At 65.5% G+C, this 16,278-nt stretch carries 16 protein-coding genes; 7 read left to right on the plus strand and 9 right to left on the minus strand.

Annotated elements, in window-relative coordinates:
- Window positions 1–33: 33 nt before the first annotated feature.
- From groL to VQ065_RS25170, 4 genes are all read right to left on the minus strand, one after another.
- A complete protein-coding gene (groL, locus tag VQ065_RS25155; protein ID WP_003094059.1) occupies window positions 34–1,677 on the minus strand; it encodes a chaperonin GroEL in 1,644 nt (547 codons plus the stop codon).
- Between the two features lie 50 nt (window positions 1,678–1,727).
- Window positions 1,728–2,021 (minus strand): co-chaperone GroES, encoded by a 294-nt coding sequence (locus tag VQ065_RS25160; protein ID WP_003094064.1) that lies wholly within the window; start codon window positions 2,019–2,021, stop codon window positions 1,728–1,730.
- 195 nt (window positions 2,022–2,216) lie between these two features.
- Window positions 2,217–2,684, minus strand: a complete 468-nt coding sequence (locus tag VQ065_RS25165; protein WP_003094066.1) for an FxsA family protein — start codon at window positions 2,682–2,684, stop codon at window positions 2,217–2,219.
- Window positions 2,685–2,752: 68 nt separating this feature from the next.
- On the minus strand, window positions 2,753–3,487 hold the full coding sequence (locus VQ065_RS25170; RefSeq protein ID WP_003094069.1) for a HugZ family pyridoxamine 5'-phosphate oxidase: 735 nt from the start codon (window positions 3,485–3,487) through the stop codon (window positions 2,753–2,755).
- Window positions 3,488–3,595: 108 nt separating this feature from the next.
- Here VQ065_RS25170 and VQ065_RS25175 point away from each other — a divergent pair, with 108 nt between their 5' ends.
- Entirely contained in the window at window positions 3,596–4,354 is a 759-nt protein-coding gene (locus tag VQ065_RS25175) for an SDR family oxidoreductase (protein ID WP_003094072.1), read from the plus strand.
- A gap of 58 nt (window positions 4,355–4,412) precedes the next feature.
- Here the strand turns inward: VQ065_RS25175 and VQ065_RS25180 are convergent, their stop codons facing one another.
- Together VQ065_RS25180 and VQ065_RS25185 are read right to left on the minus strand one after the other, a co-directional pair.
- Window positions 4,413–5,420 (minus strand): DUF481 domain-containing protein, encoded by a 1,008-nt coding sequence (locus VQ065_RS25180; RefSeq protein ID WP_003134709.1) that lies wholly within the window; start codon window positions 5,418–5,420, stop codon window positions 4,413–4,415.
- 114 nt (window positions 5,421–5,534) lie between these two features.
- The gene (locus VQ065_RS25185; protein ID WP_003120893.1) at window positions 5,535–6,536 is read right to left on the minus strand and encodes a DUF481 domain-containing protein; all 1,002 of its coding nucleotides are present in this window, start codon (window positions 6,534–6,536) and stop codon (window positions 5,535–5,537) included.
- Here VQ065_RS25185 and VQ065_RS25190 point away from each other — a divergent pair.
- Window positions 6,535–6,918 (plus strand): MGMT family protein, encoded by a 384-nt coding sequence (locus VQ065_RS25190; protein ID WP_003094074.1) that lies wholly within the window; start codon window positions 6,535–6,537, stop codon window positions 6,916–6,918. The two genes, VQ065_RS25185 and VQ065_RS25190, sit on opposite strands and share 2 nt — an antisense overlap.
- A 42-nt stretch (window positions 6,919–6,960) precedes the next feature.
- Window positions 6,961–8,745 (plus strand): MFS transporter AmpG, encoded by a 1,785-nt coding sequence (gene ampG, locus VQ065_RS25195; RefSeq protein WP_003094076.1) that lies wholly within the window; start codon window positions 6,961–6,963, stop codon window positions 8,743–8,745.
- A 55-nt stretch (window positions 8,746–8,800) separates the two neighbouring features.
- Here ampG and VQ065_RS25200 read toward each other — a convergent pair whose 3' ends face one another.
- Window positions 8,801–9,637, minus strand: coding sequence for a mechanosensitive ion channel family protein (locus VQ065_RS25200; protein ID WP_003094078.1), 837 nt, complete (start codon window positions 9,635–9,637; stop codon window positions 8,801–8,803).
- Window positions 9,638–9,869: 232 nt separating this feature from the next.
- Window positions 9,870–10,349, minus strand: a complete 480-nt coding sequence (locus VQ065_RS25205; RefSeq protein WP_003094081.1) for a YajQ family cyclic di-GMP-binding protein — start codon at window positions 10,347–10,349, stop codon at window positions 9,870–9,872.
- Between the two features lie 103 nt (window positions 10,350–10,452).
- Between VQ065_RS25205 and VQ065_RS25210 the strand changes: the two genes are divergently transcribed.
- From VQ065_RS25210 to VQ065_RS25225, 4 genes are read left to right on the plus strand one after another with little or no spacing between them, the layout of a single operon-like run.
- Window positions 10,453–11,553 (plus strand): GGDEF domain-containing response regulator, encoded by a 1,101-nt coding sequence (locus tag VQ065_RS25210; RefSeq protein WP_003110161.1) that lies wholly within the window; start codon window positions 10,453–10,455, stop codon window positions 11,551–11,553.
- A gap of 36 nt (window positions 11,554–11,589) precedes the next feature.
- Complete coding sequence (locus tag VQ065_RS25215) at window positions 11,590–12,501, plus strand: putative 2-dehydropantoate 2-reductase (RefSeq protein ID WP_003094086.1); 912 nt, start codon at window positions 11,590–11,592, stop codon at window positions 12,499–12,501.
- 50 nt (window positions 12,502–12,551) lie between these two features.
- Window positions 12,552–14,648, plus strand: coding sequence for a sensor histidine kinase (locus tag VQ065_RS25220; protein WP_003094087.1), 2,097 nt, complete (start codon window positions 12,552–12,554; stop codon window positions 14,646–14,648).
- Window positions 14,649–14,652: 4 nt separating this feature from the next.
- Window positions 14,653–15,231: a cob(I)yrinic acid a,c-diamide adenosyltransferase gene (locus VQ065_RS25225; protein ID WP_003094089.1), complete on the plus strand. Its 579-nt coding sequence runs from the start codon at window positions 14,653–14,655 to the stop codon at window positions 15,229–15,231.
- Between the two features lie 70 nt (window positions 15,232–15,301).
- Here the strand turns inward: VQ065_RS25225 and VQ065_RS25230 are convergent, their stop codons facing one another.
- Entirely contained in the window at window positions 15,302–16,249 is a 948-nt protein-coding gene (locus VQ065_RS25230) for a Nudix family hydrolase (protein ID WP_003094090.1), read from the minus strand.
- Window positions 16,250–16,278 lie beyond the last annotated feature (29 nt).

Here is a 16,278-nt window from a genome sequence, read left to right on the forward strand (position 1 = left end):
GCGGGGCTTTTCCAACCACAGGGGCCGGTCGGCTTACATCATGCCGCCCATGCCGCCCATGCCGCCCATGTCAGGCATGCCGCCCATGGCCGGCTTGTCTTCCACGATCTCGGCAACCATGGCTTCGGTGGTGATCATCAGACCGCCGATGGAGGCCGCAGCCTGCAGAGCGGAACGAGTGACCTTGGCCGGGTCCAGGATGCCCATCTCGATCATGTCGCCGTACACGCCGGTAGCAGCATTGAAGCCGTAGTTGCCGGAACCCTGCTTGACCTTGTCGACCACTACGCTCGGCTCGTCGCCGGCGTTGGCCACGATCTGGCGCAGCGGCGATTCGACGGCGCGACGCAGCAGGGCGATACCGACGTTCTGCTCCTCGTTGTCACCCTTCAGGCCTTCGATGGCTTGCAGGGCACGAACCAGGGCTACGCCGCCGCCGGGAACCACGCCCTCTTCCACCGCCGCACGGGTAGCGTGCAGGGCGTCTTCGACGCGGGCTTTCTTCTCTTTCATCTCGACTTCGGTGGCAGCGCCTACCTTGATCACGGCAACACCGCCGGCCAGCTTGGCCAGGCGCTCTTGCAGCTTCTCGCGGTCGTAGTCGGAAGTGGTTTCCTCGATCTGCTTGCGGATCTGCAGGACGCGGGCTTCGATATCAGCCTGCACACCGGCGCCATCGATGATGGTGGTGTTTTCCTTGTTGATCACGACGCGCTTGGCGTTGCCCAGGTGCTCCAGGGTAGCGCCTTCCAGGCTCAGGCCGACTTCTTCGCTGATCACGGTACCGCCGGTGAGGATGGCGATGTCCTGCAGCATGGCCTTGCGGCGGTCGCCGAAGCCCGGAGCCTTGACGGCCGCGACCTTGACGATGCCACGCATGTTGTTCACCACCAGGGTGGCCAGGGCTTCGCCCTCGACGTCCTCGGCGACGATCAGCAGCGGACGGCCGGCCTTGGCGACGGCTTCCAGCACCGGCAGCATTTCGCGGATGTTGGAGATCTTCTTGTCGACCAGCAGCAGCAGCGGGCTATCCAGCTCGGCAGCCATGGTGTCCGGCTTGTTCACGAAGTAGGGGGACAGGTAGCCGCGATCGAACTGCATGCCTTCGACGACGGACAGTTCGTTTTCCAGGCCCGAGCCTTCCTCGACGGTGATCACGCCTTCTTTACCGACTTTTTCCATGGCTTCGGCAATGATCTGGCCGATGGACTCGTCGGAGTTGGCGGAGATGGTGCCTACCTGGGCGATGGCCTTGGTGTCGGCGCAGGGCTTGGCCAGCTCTTTCAGCTGGGCGACGATGGCCACGGTGGCCTTGTCGATACCGCGCTTCAGGTCCATCGGGTTCATGCCGGCGGCAACGGCCTTCAGGCCTTCGTTGACGATGGCCTGGGCCAGGACGGTCGCGGTGGTGGTGCCGTCACCGGCAGCATCGTTGGCCTTGGAGGCAACGTCTTTCACCAGTTGCGCGCCCATGTTCTCGAACTTGTCTTTCAGCTCGATTTCCTTGGCGACGGAAACGCCATCCTTGGTGATGGTCGGAGCGCCGAAGGACTTGTCCAGAACCACGTTGCGGCCTTTCGGGCCGAGGGTGGCCTTGACGGCATCGGCCAGCACGTTCACGCCGACCAGCATTTTCTTGCGAGCGGAATCGCCGAACTTAACTTCTTTGGCAGCCATGTTCTCTTTCCTCTAAATCGAATTCGGTGAAAACGGAGTGGTGAGACCGATCAGTCTTCCAGGACGGCGAGGATTTCGGACTCGCCCATCACCAGCAGTTCCTCGCCATCGACCTTGATGGCGTTGCTGCCGGAGTAAGGCCCGAAGACCACCTTGTCGCCCACCTTCACTGCCAGAGCGCGCACTTCGCCGTTGTCCAGTACACGACCGGTACCTACGGCTACCACTTCACCGCGGTTCGGCTTCTCGGCGGCGGAACCCGGCAGCACGATGCCGCCTGCGGTCTTGGTCTCTTCCTCGCTGCGACGGATAACGACGCGATCATGCAGAGGACGAAGCTTCATAGTCGTAACTCTCCCAAACAGTGGTTTCCAACGGCCGGATCGAAGTCCGGCGGGTTTTGTTGAAGCCGGCGTTGCCGGGTTGCGACTCGACGTGCGAGCCGCGTAAGACAGCCTGCCCTTGTGGCAGGGACCTTGCGGTGACCGTTACATAAGGTCGCCACAAGCCATTTCAAGGGCATGCAGTGAAAATTTTTTTCAGTTGCGCGAATCATCGCGGCGCTCGTACTCGCCCTCGATGACGTTCGGCCGCGACGGACCCTGTCCGTAGCGGGCGTTCAGGTCGTCGGCAAAGGCGCGCCGGCGCAGCGCCTGCTGTTCGACGCGGCGGCGCAGGCCGCCGAGCATCAGGCGACGGGTGAAAGGAATCAGGCAGAGGATGCCGAAGATGTCGCTGATGAAACCCGGCAGCATCAGCAGGCCGCCGCCGACGGCGATCAACAGGCCTTCGAGCATTTCCTGCTCCGGCAGTTCGCCACGGGCCAGTCGTTCGCGGGCGCGCCAGGCGGTGGCCACACCGGCCACGCGCAACAATGCGGCACCGATGAAGGCGCTGGCGACGATCAGGAACAGGGTCCAGCCGACCCCGATGACACTGCCGACCTTGATCAGGACGGCCAGCTCGACCAGCGGGAAGAGCAACAGCAGAAAGAGGAAAGCGCGCATTTCAGAGTCCTTGGCGGGGCCCGTTTGCCCCCGGTACCACCAGTAGTTGGCGCCAGCCGGGGAAGAATTCAACCCTGCTCCGGCTCGACGGTCGGCCAGCGCTCGGCCCTGGCCAGTTGCACCAGCGCCTGGCGCACGGCCCCGGGGTTGCCGCAGGCGGCGGGGAACGGCAGCCAGTGCAGGCCCTGGCCGATGCGCAGGTGGAAACCTTCTGTATCAATTCCCGCCAGCTGCGCCGCGGCATGCGCCGGCAGTCCGGCCAGTTCCACATAGTGGGCGATGGCGGCGGCGTGGTCGTTGTTCATGTGCTCGACCATGCCGCGCTCGGCTTCTCCGGCGAACGGATTGGCCAGCGGCACGCGCTCGGCGGCCAGCCAGTGGATCGCGCCGAAACCGCCGATGAAACGCCACTGGACCGGCTGCAGCACCCAGAAATCGAAATCGTGGACCCGATGGTAGTCGGCGGACTCGGGGAAATAGCGGTAGTAACGCTCGGCCGCCGCGGCGACCTCCTCCTCCGCCAATTGCCGCGCCTCGGCCAGCAGGGTGAGGCGGCCGACAGCCTGGATATCCTCGGCGCCGCGCTCGCCTACCAGCATCGAGCAGCGAGGGTCCGCCTGCAGGTTGTGGGTGTGCTGGGCGATCCGGCTGATCAGGATCAGCGGCCGGCCTTCGGCATCCAGGCAATAGGGAACCACCGAGCCGAAGGGAAAGCCCGGCCATTTCTTCGAGTGGGTGGAAAGGACCGCACGGTATTCCTTGAGCAGCAATTCTCGGGCATTCTTTGCAGCTTCAACGCTCAATTTATGACTCCTTGCATAGAATCCGTCGTAAACGGACGGGCATATCAAAGTACGTTCGCAGGTGCCGGCAAGGTCCGCTTCCAGAAACTGCTCGTGGGGTTCCAAGCAATGCAATTGAAAGACAAGGTCATCATCATCACCGGCGGCTGCCAGGGGCTCGGTCGGGCAATGGGCGAATATCTCGCCGGCAAGGGCGCCAGGCTGGCCCTGGTCGATCTCAACCGCGAACGTCTCGACGAAGCCGTCGCTGCCTGCAAGGCCGCCGGCGGCGACGCTCGCGCCTACGTGTGCAACGTGGCGGACGAGGAACAGGTTACCCACATGGTGGCCCAGGTCGCCAGCGACTTCGGCGCGATCAACGGCCTGGTCAACAACGCCGGCATCCTCCGCGACGGCCTGACCATCAAGGTCAAGGACGGCCAGTTGAGCAAGATGAGCCTGGCCCAATGGCAATCGGTGATCGACGTCAACCTCACCGGTGTGTTCCTTTGCACCCGCGAAGTGGCGGCGAAGATGATCGAGCTGAAGAACGAAGGCGCGATCGTCAACATTTCCTCGATCTCCCGCGCCGGCAACATGGGCCAGGCCAACTACTCGGCAGCCAAGGCCGGGGTCGCCGCGGATACCGTGGTCTGGGCGAAGGAACTGGCGCGCTACGGCATCCGCGTGGCCGGCGTGGCGCCGGGCTTCATCGAGACCGAGATGACCGCCGGGATGAAACCCGAGGCGCTGGAGAAGATGACCGCCGGCATCCCTCTGAAGCGCATGGGCAAGCCGGTGGAGATCGCCCATTCGGTGGCCTACATCTTTGAGAACGACTACTACACCGGCCGCGTTCTCGAACTGGACGGCGGCCTGCGCCTGTAGGCCCCGGCCCGGCAAGGAAAAAGCCCCGCTATCGCGGGGCTTTTTCGTGCAGGCCGGCTTACCAGCCGACCCCGAGGCCGAAGGTATAGCGGCGCTGGTTGACGTTGCCGTCGTTGCCGCTGAACTTGTCCCATTCCGCCTTCATGCTCAGCGAAGCCCAACTGGTCAGCTTGTAGCGGATCCCCGCCTCGGTCTGCAGCTCGTAGTCCAGGCCGGATTGCAGCGGCTTGCTGACCTCGCCGTTGGTGAACAGCTCGAACTGCTTGGCCAGCAGGTAGCGGTTGTAGTCCCACTTGAAGCTCGACGAATAGAAGTGTTCCTTCTCGCCGTCGGCGAACTCGTAGTCGTTGCGGTTGACCAGGGTGGCGATGGAGAACGCGCCCAGCTCGTTGTCCCAGAACTGGTAGCCAGGGCCGGTACCGACGGTACGCTTCTTCGCCAGGTCCTCGATCATGTCGCGCTTGTAGGCGACCTGGCCCTGCCAGAACCAGTGGTCGTCGATGAAGCGGTCCAGCGCGTACTGGCCGGAATAATTGTCGGTACTGACCAGGCCGTTCTTCTTCTCGCGGTTGTACTCGCCCTGCACGTTGTGGCGCCAGAGTCCGTGGCGGGCGTTGGTCTTGAAATCGATGTCGTAGTCGGACACATCGTTCTCGGCCTGCTTGCGGTCCAGCGAGAAATCGACGTTGCCGTTCCATACCCAGTCCTGGAGGATCGGCTTGGGCGGCATCATCTGCTGGATGCTGGCCAGCTCCACGGTCTTCGGCTCGCCATTGACCAGGGTCACCTGGCCCGGCCCGGCGGCCCTGATGCCCTTGGAATGCTCGCCGGTCTCGGCATCCTGCTTGACCAGCAGGTTCTGCTCGCTCTCGAAGGTGGAGATCTTGTCCCACTTGAGCGTGATGTCGCCGCCATAGTCGGTCTTCAGCAGCAGCTTGCCGCCGTCGAACAGGGTGATCTTGCCGGTAAGGCGGTCACCGTTCTTCATCCAGACCGTATCGGCAAGGGCAGAGGTGGAACTTGCAAGGGCAGCGAGGCACAGCAGGATTCTCGACAACATGAGCACAAATCAACTGAGTTGGGTTCGAAGAGGCCGGCATTATCCAAATGCCGGGCGGCAGAGCAAGGACCGGGGCACGGGCGGTAAAGTTCAGCCGGATCGACCGAAAGGTGAGCCGCATCACCAGCCGACGCCGACCCCGATCAGGTAATGCCGGTCGGACTGGGTGCCCCCCTCGGTGCGCAACTGGTCCAGTTCATAGAGGAACGAAAGACGCGCCCAACTGTTCAGGCGATAGCGCAGGCCGTATTCGCTGTCGAGCAGGTAGTCGATCCGCTCGATGCCGGGAACCAGCACGGTTCCCTTGCTGTACAGCTCCAGCCGGGTGCCGGCGAGCAGCCGCTTGTAGTCCCACTCCAGCGAATAGGAGGTGAAATCCTCGCGCGGCTGATCGCGCCACTCCAGTTGCCAGCGACTGATCTCGGCGACCAGGTCGAAACGCCCGAGTTCGTCGTCCCAGAACTGGTAGCCGGGGCCGGTTCCCAGCGCGCTCTGGCGCTCCAGGTTGTCGATCGCATCGTGCTTCTGCGAATAGCTGCCGCGCCAGAACCAGTGTTCGTCGAAGAAGCGATCGAGGTCGTAGTCCAGCTCCCAGTTGTCCTCGACCTTGCGCCCGTCCTTCTTTTCCCGCTCCACTTCCCCCGCCAGCACGTGGCGCCAGGCACCATGGCGAAGCCGGGTATCACCCTTGAGCTTCCATTCGTCCTTGTCGCTGTCGTTGCGCTTGCTATCCAGCTTGACGTCGAGATTGCCCTCCCAGACCAGGTCCTCCACCAGCGGTCGCGGCGGCACCATCTGGCGAATACTGGCCAGCGGGACGGTATGGCTGCCGCCATCGACGATCCGCACCATGCCCTTGCCCGCCGCCTCCAGGGTTCGGCTACGCTGCCCGGATACGCCCTGCTGCTTGATCAGCAGGGGTTTGTCGGAACTGATGGTGTCGATATCCTTCCAATCGATCAGCACCTGGCCGGCATAACGGGTCTTCAGCGCCAGCTTGCCGCCGTCCATCAGCACGATCTCGCCGGACAGGCGGTCGCCGTTGTCCAGCCATACGGTGTCGGCCAGCGCGGGGCCGGCCAGGAGCATCACGACGATTGAACAGAGGGCTCTGAGCGACATGGGCGTTCACAAGGCGGACAGGAAAGGGAAAACCGATGAGCATGCCTGGGCCGGCAGCGACCCGGCAAGTGCCCAGGCGCGCCGCGAGGCCCTGTACCTGGTGCTGGCGCAGGTGCCGCCGGGGCAGGTGGTCAGCTACGGGCAACTGGCCGAACTGGCCGGCCTAGGCCGCGCCGCCCGCTGGGTCGGCAGGACGCTCAGCCAGTTGCCGGTGGATACCCGCCTGCCCTGGCATCGGGTTCTCGCCGCCGGCGGTCGCATCAGCCTGCCGGCGGACAGTCCCGGCGGTCGCGAACAACGCGCACGCTTGCGCGAGGAAGGCGTTCTCCTGCACAACGACAGGGTGGACATACGTCGGCATGGCTGGCTTACAGCGAAGTAGAGCGGTTAGAGTGCGCGTTATTTTTTGCGGAACGGTTACCCCATGACTCAGCAATCCTGGCGAGAGGCCCTGGTCGCCTACAAGTCTCCCGCCAGCCTGGCCCTCCTGCTGCTCGGCTTCGCCGCCGGCCTGCCCACCATGCTGGTGTTCAACACCCTGTCGGTGTGGCTGCGCGAAGCCGGCGTGGCGCGGGATACCATCGGTTTCGCCAGTTGGCTGGGGCTGGTGTACGCCTTCAAGTGGGTCTGGTCGCCGATGCTCGACCAGTGGCGCCTGCCCTTCGTCGGCCGTCTCGGCCGGCGCCGTTCCTGGCTGGTGTTCTCGCAGGTGCTGATCGCCCTGGGACTGCTCGGCATGGCCCTGTGCAATCCGCAGAGCCACCTGCCCTGGCTGATCGGCCTGGCCCTGCTGGTGGCGTTCGCCTCCGCCACCCAGGACATCGCGATCGACGCCTACCGCCTGGAAATCGCCGAGGATAGCCGCCAGGCCGCCCTCGCTGCCTGCTACATGACCGGCTACCGCGCGGCGATCCTGCTGGCCAGCGCCGGCGCGCTGATTCTCGCCGAATGGTTCGGCTCCACCAGCCTCAACTACAGCCAGTCGGCCTGGGGCCTGACCTATGCGTTGTTCGCCCTGCTGATCCTGCCCGGGCTGGTCACCAGCCTGCTGATCCGCGAGCCGGCGGTGGACGTGCCGATCCACGTCAATCCGTCGCGTTTCGACTTCAACCACCAACTGCTCTCGGTGCTCCTGCTGCTGATCCTGCTGATTTCGCTGCCGGCGATGATCACCGCCCTCCTCGACCGCGCCTGGCCGCGCGCCGGCCTCTACGCGCTGCTCATGGGGATCTGCCTGTCGCCATGGGGACGCCAGCAGATTCGCCCGGTCCGCGAACTGCTCGCCACCGTGCGCAGGCCGCTGCTGGTGGCGGCGCGCGGCAAGGAAGTGCCGCTGTTCGATTTCGTCCACCAGGCGGTCTCGGTGATGGTGCTGATCATCCTCCTCGTCACCGTCACCGCCATGTGCCGCGCCTACTACTCCGGTGCCTGGCCGCGCGGCACGCTGTTCCTGCTGATCGCCGCGTCCTGCCTGTCGGCACCCGGACGCCTGCTGATGGCCCCGGTGCTGACGCCGATCACCGAGTTCGTCCAGCGCTATCGCTGGCAGGCCCTGCTGCTGCTCGGCCTGATCTCCACCTATCGCCTGTCGGACACGGTGATGGGGGTGATGGCCGGGGTCTTCTACATCGACATGGGCTTCTCCAAGGAAGTCATCGCCAGTGTCAGCAAGGTCTTCGGCGTACTCATGACCCTGATCGGCGCCGCCGCCGGCGGGGTGCTGATCGCCCGCTTCAGCATCCTCTCCATCCTGTTCATCGGCGGTGCCGCTTCGGCTGCCACCAACCTGCTGTTCGCCATGCTCGCCCAGCTCGGCCCGCTGCACGCCGAGGCCCTGCCCAGCCATGACGTGATCAGCCTGGTGATGGCGCTCGAGCCGCACGTGCTGATGCTGGTGATGACCATCACCCTCGACAACTTCAGCGGCGGCCTCGCCGCCTCGGCCTTCGTCGCCTACCTGTCGAGCCTGACCAACCTGAAGTTCTCCGCCACCCAGTACGCCATGCTCAGCTCGACCATGCTCCTGCTGCCGCGCTTCATCGGCGGCTACTCCGGAACCATGGTCGAGAGCCTCGGCTACGAGCACTTCTTCTACGTCACCGCGGTGATGGGCATTCCCACCCTGCTGCTGATCGGCTGGTTGTGGCTGCGCCGCGCGCCGTCCAGCGAGACGCCGGCGCCGGGCCACCAGAACGCCGAGCAGCACTGAGGCAAGAATGAAAAAGGCCGGCATTCGCCGGCCTTTTTCGTGGATCGTACGGACCTCAGTCGGCCATCGCGCCCTGCACAACCTTGACCACCCGCTGCGGGAAGGGAATGCCGATACCTTCCTTGCCCAGCGCGTCGCGGGCCTTTTCGTTGAACATGAACATCACGTCCCAGTAGTCGGCGTTCTTCACCCAGACCCTCAGGGACAGGGTAATCGCGCTTTCGCCGAGATTGGAAACCACCGCCACCGGTGCCGGGTCCTTCAGAACCCGCGGGTCGTCGGCCATGGCCAGGAGAATGTTCTGCGCATTCTTCAGGTCGGCGTCGTAGTCGATGCCGACGTCGAAGATCACCTTGCGCAGCGGCTCGGCGGAGTAGTTGGTCACCGTTCCGTTGGACAGCGCCCCGTTGGGCACGATGATCCGCTTGTTGTCGCCGCTACGCAGCACGGTGTGGAAGATCAGGATCGAATCCACGGTACCGGCCACGCCCTGCGCCTCGATCCAGTCGCCGACCTTGAACGGGCGGAACAGCAGGATCAGCACGCCGCCAGCGAAGTTAGCCAGGCTGCCCTGCAGGGCCAGGCCGATGGCCAGGCCGGCGGCGCCGATGGCGGCGACGAAGCTGGTGGTCTGGATGCCGATCATGGAAGCCACGCTGACCACCAGCAGGATCTTCAGGACGATGCTCACCAGGCTGCCGACGAAGCCCTGCAGGGTGCGGTCGACGCTGCGCCTGGCGAGCAGGCCGCCGACCCGGCCGGTCAGGGTGTTGATCAGCCACCAGCCGATCGCCAGGGTCAGCAGCGCCAGGGCGACCTTGCCGCTGTACTCCAGCACGATCGGCAGCCAGGACTCGGTCTGCTGCACCAGTCGGTCGTAGTTCAATTCCATGCATTACCTCCATTTCTCGAAAAAACACCCCTCCCTTCCGCAACGGAAACGGGACGGGCTTGAAGATTCCTGCCCGGACGCCGTGGGCCGACGTTCCCGGGCCTGGATACGAATCGGCGCAGCGCGGACGAACCGACGCTGCGCCGACAGGGGCGGACAACGCGGGAGAGGTCGCAGCGGCGCTACTCCCTATTGCGATGCCCGGGATGGCGAGAGGTTCCGAAAAACCTCGTCAATCGCGGAAGTTGGTGAACTGCAGCGGCATGCCGAGGGATTCGCCGCGCAGCAGGGCGATGGCCTCCTGCAGATCGTCGCGCTTCTTGCCGGTGACGCGCACCTGCTCGCCCTGGATGGCGGCCTGGACCTTGAGCTTGCGCTCCTTGATCAGGCCGACGATCTTCTTCGCCAGGTCCTTGTCGATGCCCTCGCGGAAGTTCACTTCCTGCTTGACCACCTTGCCCGACGGGTAGGCATCCTTGATCTCCATGCACTGGCTGTCGACCTTGCGCTTGACCAGGTTGGAACGCAGGATGTCGAGCATCTGCTCGAGCATGAAATCGGCTTCGGCGGTGAGGGTCACCGACTTGTCCTTGGCTTCGAAACTGCATTTGCCTTTCAGGTCGAAACGGCGATCCAGTTCCTTGATGGCGTTGTCCACGGCGTTGGTCAACTCGTGTTTGTCCAGTTCGGACACCACGTCGAACGAAGGCATGTCATCTCTCCAGATGGACGGCGCGACAGGGTTCACAGACGGAACCGCGCCTGGCTTGACGGTAAAAAATGCCCGCCCATTATAACCGAGCCCTCGCGAGCGAATGCCCGCCGGTGTGGCGGAGACCGACGATTTCTTCCCGATGGCGCGCGCGATCGCGGCCGGGACCCGGCCTCCCGCGACGAACCGGGCCCTTGCCGGCAGCGTACCGGCGCCCATCCTCTTCTCGAGTCCGTTCATGCCCAACCCCGATCTCAGCATCCTGGTCGTCGACGACGCCAAGTTTTCCAGCGCCATGATCGGCCGCGCCCTCAGCCAGGCCGGCTACCAGGACATCCGCTTCGCCAGCAGCGCCAGCGAGGCCCTGCAGCAGCTCGAACAACGCCCGGTCAGCGTGCTCCTGGCCGACTGGCTGATGCCGGAGATGGACGGCCTGGAACTGACCGCCCGGGTCCGCCAACTGGACGAAAGCATCAACCACTACACCTACATCGTCCTGCTCACCGGCAAGGAGGGCGAGAACGTCCTCGGCGAGGCCTTCGACCGCGGCGTCGACGACTTCGTCAGCAAGGCCGCGATGAACGAGCAACTGGTGCCACGCATCTACGCAGCCGACCGCCTGTGCAACACCCTGCAACGGTTGCTGGTGGAAAACCGCCTGCTCACCGAAAACATCGCGCGGATGGAAGAACGCAACCTGGTGGATACCCTCACCGGCCTCGGCAATCCCCGCTACCTGCGCCAGAAGCTGGCCGACAGCCTGCGCCAGGTGGAAACCCGCGGTGGAGCGTTGTGCTACCTGCTGGTCGGCATGCCCGAGGCACCGGTCCTGCGCCAGCGGCACGGCGAGGCCTTCCATCGCGAGCTGCTGCTCGGCGTGGCCAGGCGCCTGCAACAGCTGGTCCGGCCGCTGGACGTGCTGGTGCGCCTGGACGAGCAGCATTTCGCCCTGATCACCCTGGTGGAGGACCTGCACGAATGCTCGTCGAGCAGCTTCAAGCGGCTGCACGACGGGCTCAACCTGAAGGCCTTCAAGACCAGCGAAGGCTTCATCAGCCTGAAAGCCGGCATCGCCATGCTCGGCCTCGACAGCGGGGCATTGCCACTGGGCATCGACGAACTGCTGCAGCGCACCGAGGCCCTGTTGCCCGATGCCTATGCCAGCGGCAGGATCGCAACCTGCCGGCTACCGGCACTGCGCTAGACTTCGCTCTATCGTCAGCCATTCGCAGTAGCCACCATGACCTGGCATATCCTCGGCGCCGGTAGCCTCGGCAGCCTCTGGGCCGCGCGCCTCGGGCGCGCCGGCCTGCCCGTCCGCCTGATCCTGCGCGACCGCCAGCGCCTGCGCCGCTACCAACAGGCCGGCGGACTGAGCCTGGTGGAAGACGGCCAGGCCAGCCTCTACCCGATCGCCGCGGAAACCCCGGACGGCGGGCAACCCATCCAGCGCCTGCTGCTGGCCTGCAAGGCCTACGACGCGGAGGAAGCCGCCTCCAGCGTGGCCCATCGCCTAGCCGGCAACGCCGAACTGCTGTTGCTGCAGAACGGCCTGGGCAGCCAGCAGGCGGTCGCCGCCCGCCTGCCGCGCAGCCGCTGCCTGTTCGCCTCCAGCACCGAAGGCGCGTTCCGCGATGGCGATTTCCGCGTGGTCTTCGCCGGCCGCGGGCACACCTGGCTCGGCGATCCGCGCGACACAAGCGCCCCCGCCTGGCTGGCGCAGCTGTCCCAGGCCGGGATCCCGCACAGCTGGAGCGACGACATCCTCGAACGCCTGTGGCGCAAGCTGGCCCTGAACTGCGCGATCAACCCGCTGACCGTCCTCCACGATTGCCGCAACGGCGGCCTGCGGCAGCACCCGGAAGAGATCGCCGCGCTTTGCGACGAACTCGGCCAGTTGCTCCACGCCAGCGGCTACGACGCCGCCGCCAAGAGCCTGCTGGAGGATGTCCGGGCGGTGATCGACGCCACCGCGGCCAACTATTCCTCGATGCATCAGGACGTCACCCGCGGCCGGCGCACGGAAATCGGCTATCTGCTCGGCTACGCCTGCCAGCATGGGCAGCGCCTGGGACTACCGCTGCCGCGCCTGGGAACCTTGCTCGCCCGCCTCCAGGCCCATCTGCGCCAGCGCGGTTTGCCCGACCGCTAAAGCGCGTTACCCTGCCCGCCATTCCTTTTCGCCGCGGACCGCCAGAGCCCATGAACCTGCGCCAGCGCCTCGACAACCTGCCCGTAGGGCAGAAACTGCTCGCCGCCCTGCTGATCCTGCTGGCCACCGTGCTGCTGGTGGCCAACCTGGCGTTCATCAGCGCCGCCTACTGGATTTCCCAGGAGAGCGTCGCCCCCCAGGCGATGCAGACCATCGGCCGGCTGATCGCCAACCCGGCGCTCAGCCAGCCGGCACTCAGTTCGCCGCAGACCGCCGAGGTCCTGCTGCGCCAGCTCAACGATTACCAGCCGTTGCGCGCCGCGGCCCTGTACGACAGCAATGGGCTGATGCTGGCCGACCTGCAACGCGGCGACACCCTCAAGCTGCCGACCCGCCTGGACCGCCTGGAGCACTGGAGGCGCGGCGAGTACCGCCTCAACGCGCTGATCGAACTGCCCCAGGAAAACGCCCGCCCCGGCTACCTGCTGCTGGTGGCCAGCGGTGAACTGCCGAGCGCGTTCTACACCGGAACCCTCACCGCCAGCCTGGCGATCCTCGGCGTCAGCGTGCTGCTCTGGCTGCTGGTGGCGCAGCAGATACGCCGCCTGATCACCCGGCCGATCCGCGATCTCGAGGAACTGTCGCGGCAGGTCACCCGCGAGGAGAACTACGCCCTCCGCGCCCAGCGCGGCAACGGCGACGAGATCGGCCGCCTGGCCGACGCGTTCAACACCATGCTGACCCGCATCGAGGCCCGCGAGCAGCAGCTCAAGCGCGCCCGCGACGATGCCCAGGAAGCGGTCGAGCAGGCCCAGAGCCTGGCCGAGGAAACCCGCCGCTCGAACCGCAAGCTGGAACTGGAAGTGCAGGTGCGCAGCAAGATCGAGAAGAAGCTCACCGGTTTCCAGCACTACCTCAACAGCATCATCGACTCCATGCCTTCGGCGCTGATCGCGGTGGACGAGCAACTCTACGTCACGCAGTGGAACCAGGAGGCCAGCCAGCTTTCCGGCACCAGCCTGGACGATGCGGTCAACCAGCCGGTGTTCCTCGCCTTTCCCTCGCTCAAGCCGTTCCTTCCGCAGCTCACCCGGGCTGCCGAGAAGCACAGCGTGGAGCGTGTCGAACGGGTCACCTGGGCGCTGATCGACACGCCGCGCCACTACGCCCTGACCTTCTACCCGTTGATGGGCGGCACCGGCCGCGGCGCGGTGATCCGCATCGACGACATCACCCAGCGGCTGAGCCTGGAAGAAGTGATGGTGCAATCGGAGAAGATGCTCTCGGTCGGCAGCCTCGCCGCCGGCATGGCCCACGAGATCAACAACCCGCTCGGCGCGATCCTGCACAACGTGCAGAACATCAAGCGGCGCCTGTCCCCGGAGCTGGCGAAGAACGTCGAGCTGGCGGCCGAGGTCGGAGTACCGCTGGAAGACATCAATCACTACCTCGACGGCCGCGACATCCCGCGCCTGCTGGAAGGCATCCAGCACGCCGGCTCGCGGGCAGCGAAGATCGTCACCCACATGCTCGCCTTCAGCCGCCGCAGCCACCGGCAGATGACCGCTTGCGAACTGCCCGCACTGCTCGAACAGGCGGTGGAAATCGCCGGCAACGACTTCGACCTGGCCGAAGGCTTCGACTTCAAGTCGTTGCAGATCGTCCACGAGTTCGACCCCAACCTCGGCCCGGTGCCGGTGATCGCCAACGAGGTCGAGCAGGTCCTGCTCAACCTGCTGAAGAACGCCGCCCAGGCCATCCACCAGCGCGACGACGAAGAGGAAGGCGAACAGGGTCGGATCGTCCTGCGCACGCGCCTGACGCCGCCCTGGGCGGAAGTCCAGGTGGAAGACAACGGCAGCGGCATGCCCGAACTGGTGCGCAAGCGTATCTTCGAGCCGTTCTTCACCACCAAGGAAGTCGGCCAGGGCACCGGTCTCGGCCTGTCCGTCTCGTATTTCATCATCACCAACAATCACAAGGGCCAGATGGAAGTACGCTCGGAACTGGGCCGCGGCACCTGCTTCAGCATCCGCCTGCCGCTGGAAAGCTCCGAAGCGGTCGCCCCGGCACAAGCCAAGGCCCTGCCGCCCGCTCTACCGCAACCCGGTAGCAGCCTGCGGCGGGGCGACGAAGAGGAAGGTTGAAACCATGGGCAATCGATTGTCGAAGATCTACACCCGTACCGGCGACCGTGGCGAGACCGGCCTGGCCGGCGGACGCCGGGTGCCCAAGAGCCATCCACGCATCGAGGCGATCGGCGCGGTGGACGAATTGAACAGCCAGTTGGGCCTGCTCCTTGCCGAGCTGCTGGAAGCGCGTGGCGCACATCCCGGCCTGGAGGAGATCGTCCAGGCGCTGGCGCCGGTGCAACACCGCCTGTTCGACCTCGGCGGGGAGCTGGCGATGCCGGAGTATCGGGCCCTGGACGAGACGGAAGTGGCACGCCTGGAAAGCTGCATCGACCGCTGGAACGACGAGCTGGGCCCGCTGAAGAATTTCATCCTCCCCGGCGGTTCCCGCCTGGTCGCCCAGGCCCATGTCTGCCGCAGCCTGGCGCGCAGTGCCGAACGGCGCTGCCAGGCGCTGGACCAGGAGGAAACGCTGGAGGGCGTCGGCCTGCGCTACCTGAACCGGCTCTCCGACCTGCTGTTCGTCGCCGCCCGCGCCATCGCCCGGCGCCAGGGCGTGGCGGAAATTCTCTGGGAAGCGGCGGCAAAACCGGACTGACGGCGAGCGAGGGCTCGGCATCGAGACGAAAAAAAGGAGGCCGAAGCCTCCTTTTTTCTTCATTCCACCGTCAAAGGCCGCCCGGCCAGAACGCACGGATACCCGCCACGCCTTGGGCTCCATGCTCCCAAGCCTGCTCGGCTTGCTGCGGACCGAGGCCACCCAGCAGGTAGACCGGCTGGTTGAAGCCGGCGATCAGTTCGGCGGCCTTGTCCCAACCCAGCGCCGGCTCGCCGGGATGGCTCTCGGTCGGCTGTACCGGCGAAAGAGTGACGAACTCCACTCCCATCGAGGCAGCCAGGGCCAGTTCATCCGCGTCGTGGCAGGAGGCGGCCAGCAGGCGCCCTTCGGGGAACGGCCGACCGGCGCTGGCGTATTTGCGCAGTTGAGCGGAGGTCAGGTGCCAACCGGCAGCCGGGAAGTCGCCCAGCCACTCCAGCGGGCCTTTCAGCATCAGTTGCGCCTTGCCGGCGCAGAGTCCCTGGATATCGATGGCGAGATCGCGGTATTCGGGACTGAACATGTTCGGCGCGCGCAACTGGATCAGGCGGATGCCCGCCTCCACCGCCTTGCGTACGCCGCTGATCAGCTCGCCCGGCTCCAATCCGTCCGGGGTGATCAGGTAGTGCGCCGGCAGGCGCGCGGCCTGGACGATCGGCGCGTTGGCGGCGGGGAACTCGTAGTCGGCCAGCTCGCGCGGCTCCACCCAGGCCAGCGGTTGGCCCTCGGCGCCGTGGGCTTCGCCGGAAAACCCGTCGACCTCCCAGACATCGAGCAGGACGTGCTTGTCGGCATAGTCGTGCCGGACCTGGATCAGCGGCCGGGCCCGCTCGACACGGATGCCCAGTTCCTCTTCCAGCTCACGGGCCAACGCCGCGCGCACCGGCTCGCCGTCCTCCACCTTGCCCCCGGGAAACTCCCACAGGCCGCCCTGGTGCTTGTCTTCCGGACGCCGGGCGATCAGCACCCGGCCATCGGAGCCACGAATCACGGCCGCGGCGACATGTACTCGTTTCACGGATCATCTCCTCGCTACTGCCGTCACGC

Source organism: Pseudomonas sp. KBN10P06128, assembly GCF_037574945.1.
GTDB classification, from domain to species: domain Bacteria; phylum Pseudomonadota; class Gammaproteobacteria; order Pseudomonadales; family Pseudomonadaceae; genus Pseudomonas; species Pseudomonas aeruginosa.